The sequence below is a fragment of the Nostoc sp. genome, from assembly GCF_036917455.1.
Classification (GTDB): domain Bacteria; phylum Cyanobacteriota; class Cyanobacteriia; order Cyanobacteriales; family Nostocaceae; genus Nostoc.
This window is the reverse complement of sequence record NZ_JBALDK010000071.1, coordinates 1-13,541: the sequence shown is the minus strand read 5'-3', so window position 1 is coordinate 13,541 and position 13,541 is coordinate 1. Positions and strand designations below refer to the sequence as shown.

General features: G+C 44.8%; 8 protein-coding genes. 6 read left to right on the top strand and 2 right to left on the bottom strand.

Annotated features, from left to right (window positions below; translation table 11 throughout):
- Positions 1–70 precede the first annotated feature (70 nt).
- From V7K42_RS07940 to V7K42_RS07920, 5 genes are all read left to right on the top strand, one after another.
- Entirely contained in the window at positions 71–3,205 is a 3,135-nt protein-coding gene (locus tag V7K42_RS07940; protein ID WP_334915088.1) for a hybrid sensor histidine kinase/response regulator, read from the top strand.
- Positions 3,206–3,248: 43 nt separating this feature from the next.
- Complete coding sequence (locus V7K42_RS07935) at positions 3,249–3,635, top strand: four helix bundle protein (protein ID WP_190960305.1); 387 nt, start codon at positions 3,249–3,251, stop codon at positions 3,633–3,635.
- Between the two features lie 140 nt (positions 3,636–3,775).
- Positions 3,776–4,801, top strand: coding sequence for a chemotaxis protein CheW (locus V7K42_RS07930; protein ID WP_334915086.1), 1,026 nt, complete (start codon positions 3,776–3,778; stop codon positions 4,799–4,801).
- 129 nt (positions 4,802–4,930) lie between these two features.
- On the top strand, positions 4,931–6,193 hold the full coding sequence (locus V7K42_RS07925) for a GAF domain-containing protein (protein ID WP_334915084.1): 1,263 nt from the start codon (positions 4,931–4,933) through the stop codon (positions 6,191–6,193).
- A gap of 36 nt (positions 6,194–6,229) precedes the next feature.
- Complete coding sequence (locus V7K42_RS07920; RefSeq protein WP_334915082.1) at positions 6,230–8,470, top strand: chemotaxis protein CheW; 2,241 nt, start codon at positions 6,230–6,232, stop codon at positions 8,468–8,470.
- 186 nt (positions 8,471–8,656) lie between these two features.
- Here the strand turns inward: V7K42_RS07920 and V7K42_RS07915 are convergent, their stop codons facing one another.
- Together V7K42_RS07915 and V7K42_RS07910 are read right to left on the bottom strand one after the other, a co-directional pair.
- Positions 8,657–8,941 (bottom strand): hypothetical protein, encoded by a 285-nt coding sequence (locus V7K42_RS07915; RefSeq protein WP_334915080.1) that lies wholly within the window; start codon positions 8,939–8,941, stop codon positions 8,657–8,659.
- A gap of 45 nt (positions 8,942–8,986) precedes the next feature.
- Entirely contained in the window at positions 8,987–10,885 is a 1,899-nt protein-coding gene (locus V7K42_RS07910) for an ArsA family ATPase (protein ID WP_334915078.1), read from the bottom strand.
- A 250-nt stretch (positions 10,886–11,135) separates the two neighbouring features.
- On the opposite strand from V7K42_RS07910, the gene V7K42_RS07905 reads away from it, so the two are divergent.
- The coding region (locus V7K42_RS07905) for an nSTAND1 domain-containing NTPase (protein ID WP_442938545.1) at positions 11,136–13,541 on the top strand (2,406 nt) is incomplete at its 3' end.

Here is a 13,541-nt window from a genome sequence, read left to right as displayed (position 1 = left end):
CTCCCCTGCTCCCCCTGCCCCCCCTGCCTGCCTTAACAGATAAATCTCCTTAACCCAAGCGTATTGTGTTATGAACCCCGATCCCAGTAATCAAGAGCAGGCTTTTCTTGCGGAAGCGGCAGAGTTGTTGCAAACCATTGAGCAGAATCTGATCGGTCTACTCGATGAAAAAACAATAGACAAAGTTCATGCCTTGATGCGAAGCGCCCATACTATCAAAGGGAGTGCTGCCAGTGTTGGGCAAGAAACTATTCAGACAATTGCCCATCATTTGGAAGATGTATTCCAAGCGTTATACGCTCCAGAACTGGAAATCGATCCAGAATTGGGTGCTTTGCTTCTAGATGCTTATGAGTGCCTGCGAACTCCATTGAGTGCAGCCTTGATGGGCTTATCCTGCAATGAGGCAGAAATACTCGATCGAACTGCCTCAATCTTCGCCCAACTCCAACATAAACTAGGTGACTTTTTTGGTCGTGAGGCTCCGCTTCCCACTTCGGAAGAACTTGGCTTTGATGTCGTAGAGTCAATCTTTTCCGGGAGTGTACCCCAGGATTTGCAACAACTTGAAGCTGACATCCAAAGCCAAGATCCGCAACAAATTCAAACAACACTCAACTCCCAAGCCGAATTTTTTGTTGAATTAGCAGCATCTTATGGCTTATCTGGATTGGAAGAAATTGCCCAGGCGATCTTAAACGCGCTCAAAGCACATCCAGATAAAGTATTGCAAATTGCTCAGGTGGCTTTAGAAAATTTTAAAGCGGCTCAAGCAGCAGTACTGGCTGGCGATCGCACTCAAGGGGGAGAGATATCTCCACAATTGCAACAATGGGCAGGAATAACCATTCCTGTCCCAGAACAGCAAGAGCAGCCAGTTGCGATCGCTGCTCAACCAACACAAACGACTACAACTGAGAATAAGCCATCCCCCCTTCTCAGTGCCAGCGAAGCGGAATCAATTTGGTCGTTTTTCCCGAAGCGGACTGATAACTCCGTACCGAAAGCACCGGAGGTACTGGAACCTATTTCTCATTCTCAGGATTCGGTAGTAGCCCCCTCTGCCATAGAGCGGATTTTACAGTCAATCTGGATCGGAGATCCACAGACATCCTGCCGATACTTAGACTCAGATCGGCCAGCCTCTCCACCACCAGCGCCAAGCCTCCAGGCTCAATCATCGGCATCACTTCCCAGTATCCGAGTCGCGATCAAACAACTCGATCGCCTCAGCCATACAATTGGGGAATTGCTAATCAGCGAAAACCAACAAAACCTGCAATCTAACCACATCCAGAAAGCAGCTCAAGAGACTCTACTACAGTTTTTGTACTGTCAACAACAACTTAGTAAAGTTTTTACTTGGTCGGATCGACATCTGCTGCTTCCCGAACGCAAGCAGCGTATACATGGATCTCCACGAGTTATCTCTGCTACCGAGGCACAATCCAATTTTGATGCCTTAGAAATGGATAACTATAGCGAGTTGCACATTCTCCTGCAAAATCTTACAGAAGACATGGTGCAATTAGGAGAACGGATTGAGGCTGTTAATGGCTTAGTGCAGCAATCTCGCTTCAGTCTCGGAAAGCGCAAGCAACTGCTTTCAGGAGCGCAGGAAGATTTGTTGCAAGCCAGAATGGTTCCACTGGGAACAGTGTTGAATCGATTACCGCGCCTCTTGCAACAGATGGTAGCAACTTATCATAAGCCTGTTGAACTCAAGCTTGGCGGTACGAAGGTACTGGTGGATAAAGCCATTTCTGAGCAGTTGTACGATCCCTTGCTGCACATGATTCGCAATGCCTTCGATCACGGCATTGAACCGATAGAAACCCGTCGCCAGCAGGGTAAAACAGAAACCGGAACAATTACAATTAAAGCCTATCATCAAGGCAACCGCACTACTATTGAAGTACGGGATGATGGTCAAGGCTTAAACTGGGAAGCAATCCGTCAGCGAGCTATAGAAAAACACCTGCTGACTCCCGAACAAGCCGCCTACGCCTCAGAAGACCAACTGGCAGAGTTATTATTTGAACCAGGCTTTTCTACCGCCAAGCAGGTTGGTGAGTTATCTGGCCGTGGTATCGGCTTAGATGTCGTTCGCACACAATTGCAAACTTTACAAGGTTCGATTGTGGTGCGATCGCTTTCAGGGCAGGGAACCACCTTCATCCTACAATTGCCCCTGAGCTTGACAACAGCACGCTTGCTCGTTTGTCAATCTCAAGGTATTACTTATGGCTTGCTGTCTGAAGGAGTTAGCCAGGTTTTATTACCGCAGCCAGAGCAGATTCAAGTCCAGCAATCTTTACACGGGCAAGGCAGCCAAAAATTCTGGCAGTGGGGAGAAGGGCAAAGTCAGCAACTAGTTCCCATCCGCTCGCTTGCCAATTTGCTGGATTACAAATATCCATTATTCACCCAAGACCACAATTTAAACCTAAGTCCTTTTCCTGTCAAACAACGGAACACCGTCGAACCTCTGCTGCTGTTGGAAACAGAGCATCAATACCTGTGTTTGCAAGTCGATCAGATTTTAGTCGAGCAGGAATTAGTAATTAAATCCCTCGGTAGAGTCCTAACTTTACCTAGTTACATCCAAGGCTACAGCGTGTTGGGCAATGGTAGTCTTACCCTAATCGTTGACCCGTTGGAGTTAGTTCGGCAAACCTGGGAGACAGATATGATGCCGACTTCCCCGGCATCAATTGCAACTAAACTATTGCCCGCGCCTGAGCCTGTTCTAACTCTAGAGGGGCAGCAAACCTTAACGATAACGCAACCGCAGCAACAGCCGATGGAAATCAATACAGCCGTTGCTCAACCTAACCGACTAATGGTGTTAGTGGTGGAAGATTCGGTTGTACAAAGACAAAGTTTGGTGCAGACGCTCCAGAAAGCCGATTACCAAGTGTTGCAAGCAGGCGATGGTCGAGAGGCGATCGCGCAAATGCTGCAACACGGTGATGTTGATTTAGTGATTTGTGACATTGAAATGCCGCAGATGAATGGATTTGAGTTTTTAGAACACCGTCGCCAAGACGAGCGTTTGTCCGGGGTTCCTGTCGTGATGCTAACTACCCGTAGCGGACAGAAGCACCGCCAATTAGCTTTAGCTCTAGGAGCAAAAGCTTACCTAACCAAACCCTATTCAGAACAGAATTTCCTCGCCACGATCGCTGAACTAGTTCTGAAATAAGGCAGGGGGGCAGGGGGGCAGAGGAGTAGAGGAGTAGATGGAAATGGAAAAAGAACCAATTAAAAATCATCAAGACTTGAAAGTTTATCAAATGGCATTTGATGCAGCCATGAAAATCTTTGAACTCTCTAAAAAGTTTCCTGTCGAGGAGCGGTATTCATTAACTGATCAGATTCGTAGATCATCACGTTCTGTTTGTGCAAATCTAGCTGAAGCTTGGAGAAAGCGTAGATATGAAGCAGCTTTTGTGGCTAAACTCAATGACTCGGAAGCAGAGGCAGCAGAAACACAAACATGGATTGAATTTGCTGTTAAGTGCAATTATTTGGATGTTGAATTAGGCAGAGAATTATATGGAATCTACAATCGGATCTTAGGTGGTTTGGTGAATATGATTACTGACCCCTCACCTTGGCTAATGAAGCGTTAATATTCTTTCTCCCCTACCCCCCTACTCCTCTGCCCCTCTGCCCCCTGCCCCCCTGCTCCCCCTGCCCCCCTGCCCCTCTGCCCCTCTGCCCCTCTGCCCCCCTGCTCCCCCTGCCCCCCTGCCCCCACCCGTAACCTCCTATGCTTAACACTCCCTTTCCGTTTAAGCGATTATCTGGCACTGTGAGCGATCGCGACTCCCTACGAGTCGTTGTTTTTGCGATCGCAGACTATTTATTTGCCCTGCCAGTTGGTGCAGTTCTCAAGGTGATGGCTTGTCCCCCGATTCGCAGTACGGTTGAAAGTGGTATCGGGATGGTTGATTTGGGAGCGCAAACGATCACAATTGTGGACTTGCGCCAGAAGTTCATTCAGCAAGTACAACCTCAACAGGCGGATCAAGTTCTCTCTGCGGTTGACACTTCAGGACGTTTCTTACTTCTGACTCAAACCCGGACTGGGGAAATTTGTGGCATTCCTGTAGACAAGCCCCCTGCCTTAATCGATATTCCTTTAGAAGCAGTGCGTCCGGTGCCGTGGTCTTATCGGCAAGTGGCGGAGTTAAGCTGTGTTAGCCACATGGCTGTTTTGCCTGTAGCACCGAACGAGGAACCACTCAAAGTACTTCTTTTTGGTATGAGCCAGATATTGGCTGATAAGTTGGGGTTGCCCGGAACAACCCAGTCATTGACTCCTGGGCTGACATCAGGCGAACAACGGCAAAGATTTCTCCGTTTTTCCTTGGGCGATCGAGGAAGTGGATTGCTACCATTCCACTCATTACAGGACATTATTCATCTCGCTAGCCAAGAAATTTCCCCAGCCCCGGCCTTACCAAGTTGGATTTTAGGTTTCTATAATTGGCAAGGACAGATGCTGCGGGTGGTTGACTTGGAACATTTGCTTGGTTATGCGCCGCTTTTGAAGCGGCAGTCACGACCAGAAAAGCCAATGGTTCTGGTTATCGAACTGCAAAATCAGGTAATCGGGTTTTTGGTGGCTCATGTCTACGATGTAGAGTGGCAGGATTTACAGCAAGCACAATCGGCACCAACCGACTTTTCCCCAAACAAACTACTAAATTTTGTTCGAGGTATTCTGCCAGGCGATCGCTGGATTTTAGACACCAGAGCGATCGCCCAGACATTACAATGGCAAACCCACTGATAAGAGGCAGGAGGCAGAGGGGCGGAGGGGAAAGAACTTGGTATTTGAACTCTCCTTTGCCCCCCTGCTCCCCTGCCCCCCTGCTCCCCTGCTTTTTATATTTGACTTGATGCTGCCAAGGAGTTTTCTGTGACGATCGCAACTTTAGACCCTAATTCTGAAACCCAGCCTGTTGAAAATGAAATCCAGATAGAAGAAATTTTGGCTAATGTGGCTCTAATCAAAGCAGTCTTTCAATCTGCTAAGGGGCCAAAGGTCGCTCAATTGCAGCAGAAGGTAAGTCAAATTGAAGCTTTTATCCAAGCTTTGGCTAAGGATTCGCCCAGTGACAACGATGAAAATGTTCGAGGGGCTTTTCAGCTCCAGCGAGAACAACTTGCGGCTATCGATCGGCAAATGCAGCAGACAAAAAATCAAACTGCACTTTTGGAGGTTACAGTTACCGCTCTGCGAGATGTTCTCAACGCCGATCGCGTTTTGATTTATCGTTTTGAGGAAGATAATCGCAGTCGAGCGATCGCTGAAGTTACACAAGCAGGTTGGACATCCCTACTCAACCAATCCCTACCGATAAATTTGTTTGTTAATAAACCCGATGTTAGTGACGGACAAAACTTACTCAACAACCTAACTGAAGTATTAGAATTAACTCCCCGCCAACAGCAATTTTGGCAACGCTTTCAGGTGCAAGCTAGCCTGTGCTTACCCTTAATTGTCAAACAACAGCCCTGGGGTTTTTTAGTTATTCATCGTTGCCTTGAACCCCGACAATGGCAAGAAGCAGAGCGCAGTTTGCTACAACAAGTAGGAATGATATTGACAATTAACTTGCGCTGGGCTGAAATAGTAGCTCCACCTGCTCAACAGGTGTCATCGCCTCCCCAAAAGGCTGATCGGTTAGAGTTACTAGTGCCATTTCAGCAGGTGAGCCAAGCTGTACAAGCAGGAGCCAGAATCGCCGAGCTTGCCGGCGAGCATTTAATGTGTATTCAAGATACTGTTGCTATTACTAATAAACAGCTGCAATACCTTGGTGAATTTTGCCAGCAAGCTTCTGGCTTTATTGATCTTGTGGAAGGCTTGAGTACCAAAATTCAGGTTTTGTCCTTGAATACAGCCATCGAAGTTACAAAAGCTAGCCAGCAAGAAAGAGGTTTGTTAGCTGCTGCCGAACAGGTGGAAATTCTCGCCCGTCAAGCCCGCGACAGCACCCTAAATATAGAGGAATGGTTCCAGGAACTCCAGGTGGCAGCAGCAGACGTTGCTTCTGCTATCGAACCGTGCGATCGCCAAATCAGTGCTGGGTTGGAGTCAATCGCCCAAATCCAGGAGCAATTCAAAGCGATCGCCGACATCGCGGCTTGTAGCCTCCAAACAATATCGAAGCCATAGAATTGTCACAAACCCCATAGAAACTGAGAGTTGTTCATGAGTACCGATTTTGTCCCCCAACCGCAGAACGACGATCGCTTCCTAGAAGAAGCGATCGATCTGTTGCTGTTCTTGGAGCAGGAGTTGCCTAACTATACAAAAGACAGTAACCCTGGTACAGCTTTGGCTCTCATGGAAGCTGCTAGCTCTCTACATTCGATTGCCATAGCAGCTGAGTTAGATGCCATTGCCATAGTTGCAACTGCACTAGAAGAGATTTTTCAGTTGTTGCATCAGTATCGGGCAACTGTCAACGCCTCAATCGCCTCCCTGTTATCGGAAGGATTAGATTGTCTACAGATGCTGTTGATGGCATTTTTAACAGCCTCGCAAATTGACGAAGTAGAAATTCTGGAGCGGATGTCTGCCATTGTTGCTCGTCTACAAGCAGAATTTGGCGATCGCCAGGAAACAAACTTTGAGACATCGATAGAGCAACCGCAGGAACATCAACCAGTTATTCAATTTGGCGATCGCTTGGCCAAGGTAGAATCTTCTGCGGAGCAAGTTATCGTTAAAGACAAGGAAAGTCTTGACAGGGAACTAATAGATGAAACTAGCCCCCAGTCTAGCAGCCTTGTTCACGTAGATACCGAGCAGCTTCCCATCAATGTAGGGGAACTAGCAAACCCGAAGGAGTATGACGAAGGAGATTTTCATGCTTGGTTGGGGGATTTTTCCCTACCTACTGAAACTTCTGTTGCATCCCTAGTTAAATCTGTTAGCGATCGCTATGCACTCTCTTTGCAAGAATCCATTTCTACCATTGTTGCAACAAGTATTCCAACCGCTACACCCATCAATATTAAGCATCTCGAACAACTAAACACGCTAGTTGCAACATTATTAACTACATATAATCAGCAAGCCTGTCAAGAAGAACAACAGCAACATACGATCGGGCGGCTGCTCCGACAAGTTAAACGATTACAACACCTGCTTGATAATCTACAGGAATGGTCAGGACGTTTAGCAGCAATTTCAGATACCCTTTCTCCCCTAGCTGCTTCTCGCTCTCAGCAATTATACAGTACTCTGCAATCTGTTTTGGCTGAAGCGTCTCAGGTGGCATCAACTGTTGATTCGCTGAATAACAATCATCATCAACTCAAACAAGAACTGATACAGCAGGAAAATTTACTTAAGCATTCTTCCAATTTAGTCAAAACAGTTACAACTATTCCTTTAAAAGTAGCCTTAGAACCGTTGCATCGGCTTTGGTCTCAGTTACAAGCTCTACAAGATAAGTCTGCTAGACTACATTTACAAGTTAGCGATATCCAAGTCAATCGGGCATTTAGCGATCGCCTCCATGCTCTCCTGTTGCATATAAGCTGCTATTTACTAGAGCAAAGTATTGAGTCTGGACAAACACGCCAACAGCTAGGTAAAAATAGCAACGGTATTATTGAAATTCAAGTTTATCAGCAAGGAAATCAACTGATTATTGATGGCTGTGATGATGGCGCAGGAATTAACTTATCTCAAATTTATCAAGAAGCTTTAGCCCAAGGACTCACCCTGACAAAACCAGGGGATATCTTACAAGAACTGGTAATCGAACCAGAGGTTTCATCTGTTTTATGCGATCGCGCTGCCTTAGAGTTAGGAGTAGAATTAACTGAAGTTTGTAAGCAATTAACAGCTATTCAGGGAAGAATAGTATTGAAGTCTAAAGCTGGACATGGTACAGCCTTCTCGCTCCAAATTCCCCTCGATCAAAAAATTGCTCAACTTATTGTCTGTCAAGCTAACTCCAGAGTCTATGCATTTGTTGCCGATTCTGTTGAGCAGATTTGTCTATCGCAGTCCGAACAAATTATCCAAACTCAAGCGGGACGCGTGTTATTTTTGCAGTCTTCTGGCACCAGTGGCTTCCTTGGTTGCGATCGTGAGGATCTAACAACAGAAATGCTCGTTCCTATCCACTTATTGACTGAGGTGCTGACTTGTCCTAACCAGCTTCCCACCTCAGTTACTACCTACAGCCCAGACACACTAAATGCTTTCAAGCAGGATAAGCCTTTATTAGTATTTAGTTACTTAGACAAACGATGTGCTTTAGAAGTAGATTGCATCATTGGCAAGCAATCCGCTGCGATCCATCCTCTGGGGGAAGCAATCCCAGTTGCTGCTTATATCCAAGGAACTAGCATTCTTGCCAATGGGCAACTTAGCCTGGTTTTAGATGGTCATCTTCTCACAAAATCTCTAACTTCAACTCAATCAGCGCAGTAAACGATTTCAGTTGCACGGTGAGGATGTGGGATGGCCAGTAATTCCCTGTTCCCTGTTAGAGGCTTAAACTGTTGTGTTTTTAATTTGCACATTGAGATAGCAGGGGAGGCAGGGGGGCAGGGGGCAGAGGAGAGGGTTTACAGGTTTTACCTAAAAGATTATGAGGCAACTTGTAGGCGTGACAGCTTAGTATTCCAATGTTAAGGTTTTGAATTTTGGTGTATTCTTCTCCAAGCCTGTATTTGCTTGCTGATGGGTCATGTTCTCTTCAGCAATTGTTTGACTATTTAAAATAGCAAGACGCTGCTGAATCTGATGTCGGCGTGCTTCGAGTTTCTCTAGTTCCTGCTCTAAACGCTCTTTCTCTAACATCATTTTGTAAGCATTTAAGTAAACTGTTGCTTGAGAACGTTGAGGAGGCATGGTGCTAAGTTGGGCTTGAATTTGTCTGCGGTTTGGAGTGCGATGCATAATAAATTTCTCTTTGGGTATGAAAGTATTTAGTCTAATTAGCTATTAAAATAAACAGCCGGCTGCTGCTTGAATGCGTTCTAAAGGCTGAACTGAGCGAGGAAGCATTGGTAAGCGAACTATTGTCAAACCTGGAAAATTTGTCTGGCAGTCATCGCAATTAATGGTTGCTGTAGAAGTAAAGCGGTTGAGAACAACGTAATTCTGGCTCACACCTATCTCTTGCAGAGATTTGAACAGGCGTTTTTGTTCGGCAAGTACACTAGCCTGGTTAAGTGTAACCCCAATGAACTCTGTTTGTTGTGGGTCTTTTAGCACTTTTTGAGCTTTGACTACGCGCTGTCGCAAAATTCGTAAACGCCCCATAAACTCTGTACGACCAAGGACATTCTGATACTTGATCCAGAGTTTGAAAATCCAAGCTAGCCAGTCTACCAGTGCAGTTGGCATTTCTAGAAAACGCAGAAGATGACCTGTAGGAGCAGTGTCTAAAATAATTAAGTCTTCTTCTTGTTGCTCTAGCAATTCCATTACTGTTAACAGGGAAAGTATTTCATCAATCCCTGGTAAAGCTTGATCGACAATTTTGCGCCAGGCAAGAGGAGCGTATGCAATTTCAATAGCTTCGCTTGTTTGTGTTTCGCCACTCATCATTTCGGCCAGTTCCCATAGGTAATCGGCTCTGAATTGATCGACAATGCGATCGCCATCCACTTCCTGACCTCGAAGATTAGAAGTTATTTGATATGGTTCGTGTCCTAAACTCAGACCAAAGGCATCACCCAAGGAGTGGGCTGGATCGATAGAAACCATGCGAATTTTACGATCGGGATGTTGTTGAGCCATAGCCCAACCAATGGCAGCTGCTACTGTGGTCTTGCCTACTCCACCCTTACCGCCAATTAGTAACAGGCGGCGACCTTTGGTCAGAAAATCTCCAAAGTTAGGAGGAATTGTTTCAGGCCATTGAACTGGGAGTAGATCGATAGGAGATAGCGGTTCAAGCTGAGGAATATGGATTTGGTTGATGAGATAGCTAAGGGCTACAATTCCCAAAGGCTCCTCATCTTGCTGTGGCACAATAAAAATCGGCTTTTCGTCAGCAAGATCCGTATACTGGCTGATGAGCGGTTGTTGTTCTTGGTAACGATCTGGGTCAGTCGCACTCGCAAGGACTTGGTTGACAATTAACCCTCCGCAAGGAATCTGCATAGTTTGTAAGGCTTCTAGAAATCGTTTTGACTCCAACCAACTCATTGGTTCGGCGATCGCAACTAACAAACAAGCAGTATGGGTAGAATCTTGAAGGAGACGACGACCTTGCGACAGTTCAGCTTTCAGGGTTTGCAAAAAATCGTCAGCGCGATCGGGTGTGTAACTTCCAGCAAAGGTCTTGCTAATAAACCGATGCTTTTCTTGAAACAGTTCCAGAGAGTCGAGGAAAGTGTCTAAAAAGTCCATCAATCCAAACAAGTTGAGAGTATGACCGCTAGGAGCCATATCTACTACTACTCGATCTACCTGCTGCTCTTTAAAAAGGCGTTGGATCTCTAACAAGCCCATCAACTCGTCCAGTCCAGGCCAATTTAAATCCCAAACTGGAAGCAAATCTTCTCCTTCAACAAAACTACCCCGCTCCACTAACAGTTCTAACACCTGACCATAACGTTCTTTAAAATCTTGTAGCAGACGCTTTGCATCCAACGCCCTTACTACTAGATTGGGTAGTTCTGCTATGGAACGAGGAATGTCATCAACGCTAACTTGTAAGACATCTCCAAGAGAGTGAGCCGGATCGGTTGAGATTAAAAGAATTTGCTCATTGGTAAATTTCTGCGCCCAACGACATGCAAAAGTGCAGGAGATTGTCGTTTTTCCGACTCCACCTTTGCCGCTAAACATAGCAAGGTGTAGGTTATCAAAAAGTTCCATCCCGTTTGTCATTTGCGGTGTTTTAGGATAAAGTTACTACATTTTTTTGAAGTTTGTTTAAGTAATTTCCCTGAAAAAAGGTATTTAAAACCGAATTTAGGGACTTTAGATCCATTTGGCAGAGAGCAAGAATTGTATTTTCTTCCTTCTTCCTTCTGCCTTTCTTGGTAATTAATTTTGTTGAGGTACTTACAAAAATTAGCCGAGGTACTATAACTGAGGTAAAGATTTAGCCAGAGATGTCCAAAGGTAAGGAGATGAGATGGTTAACAGTTCTGAAGGCGATATAAATATTAGATGTAATGTCCAATGTATTTCTGAATACGGCTTTTTTTCTGACAGTAATTTTGAAGACATTCATTGTCGTCCATTCAAAATAGACTCTCCCTACTTAGGACTAAAAACTTTTGAAATTAAAGATAAAGACAAATTTTTTGGTCGGGATAAGTGGATTGCTAATCTGGGCGATCGCTTAAAAAAAGATAATGTAATCTTGCTTTTAGGGGCATCAAGCAGTGGCAAATCATCATTGATTCGGGCAGGTTTAATTCCTTATTTAGAAAATAATAAAATTACATTGACTAATCTAACTTTTCAGCCAGATGAAAATCCTTTTAAATCTCTTCATAAGAGTCTGTTCCTTGCCTATGGTAAACAATCAAAAATAGCAGATATCGCTCTAAAACCAAGAGAAAATACTCTACTACAAATTGTCACATTACTCAAACAATCTTCTCAGGGCATTCTGATTTTTATTGACCAATTTGAAGAACTGTTTACGAAAATTCCAAAAGCAGAACGTGACAAATTTCTTGCTAGTCTCTTTCAAGTGCTTCAGCAGCAAGATAGCTCTGTCAAAATTGTTTTAACAATCCAATCTAATTTTGTAAATAGATTTAGTGAGTATCCCCAACTTGCGAGTATCTATAATCACTATAGTTGTATACTCACTAGAATGAGCGATCGCGAATTAAAGTTAGCGATCGCAGAACCTGCTGCTAGAAATGGTGTTACCTTTGAACAAGGACTAGTTGAGCAAGTTATTCATGATTTTCACCAACAAGATGATTCTTTACCATTTCTGCAATACACCCTGAATCTACTGTGGGAAAGAGAAAATATTGCCAGCCGGGTTATAAAAATAAAGACTTATAAAGAACTAAAAGAGCAAACATTTGGTTATTTAAGCGAACAAGCTAATCAATTTATTGATGCTAGTGTTGGGTCGCCCGATCGCCATTTGGAAGAAAATGAACAAGAGATTCAAAAGTTAAACCTTGCACTGACTGAATTAAAACTGCGCGAGCAATCCGCCAGGGTTTTGAATTTGCTTCCTGTCCAACCGCTAGAGGGTTTGGTGCTGGCAATTCAAACAATGGGTGAGAATCTAGAGAAATACCCAAACCAGCTTCTACCTTCTGTTTTAGGAAGCTTAAAAGAAGCAATGAACACACCCACAGAGACAAATAGCTTGCGTGGACATGAGGGAGACGTAAATTGTGTCGCCTTTAGTCCTGATGGCAATTTTATTGCCAGTGGGAGTAGTGATTCTACAGTGTGCTTGTGGAATATCATTGGCAATCCTACTCCTCAATTTTTGTGTAGACATGAGCAAGAAGTGAATTGTGTAGCCTTTAGTCCTGATAGCAAGTTTATTGTTAGTGGTAGTGTTGACGGAATTTTGTGTTTATGGGATCTACAAGGTAATCTCATTATTCAACCGTGGCAGGGACATGAGGAAGGAATTATTTCCGTCGCCTTTATCTCAAATAGCGATGGCTGCGCCAACCCCTCTGGGGTAAGTATTGTCAGTGTCGGTTTTGACGGAACGGTGTGTTTGTGGGATCTAGAAGGTAATCTTATTACTCAACCTTGGCGCGGACATAAGGAAGGAGTTATTTCCGTCGCCTTTAGCCCAAATGGCGATGGACTTATCAGTGTTGGTTTTGACGGAACGGTGTGTTTGTGGGATTTGCAAGGTAACACCATCACTCAACCCTGGCACAAACATGAGGCGAAAATTATTTGCGTCGCCTTTAGCTCTGATAGCAAGTTTATTGTCAGTGGTAGTAGTGATTGTACAGTGCGGTTGTGGGACATCCAAGGTAATCCCATCGGTCAACCTTGGCACGGGCATGAAGGACATATAAATTCTGTAGCGTTTAGCCCTGATGACAAGTTTATTATTAGTGGTAGCTGCGATCGGACAATACGCTTGTGGAATATCAATGGCAACCCCATCACTCAACCTTGGCGGGGACATGAAGGACAGGTTAATTCCCTAGCCTTTAGCCCCGATGGCAAGCTGATTGTCAGTAGTGGCGATCGCATTGTACGTTTATGGGAGCTACATCAAATACTACAAGATCGGGTCATCGGGCGATCGCAGCGCAAATATGAGAATTGGGTCAATTCTGTTGCCTTTAGCCCTGATGGTCAGTGGATTATCAGTGCCAGCAATGATTTGACAGTGCGCTTATGGGATATTCACGGCAACCCCATTGGTCAACCTTGGCACGGACATGAAAAAGAAGTCAATTCTGTCGCCTTTAGCCCTGATGGTCAGTGGATTATCAGTGCCAGCAATGATTCGACAGTGCGCTTATGGGATATTCACGGCAACCCCATTGGTCAACCTTGGCACGGACATGAAAAAGAAGTTAATTCT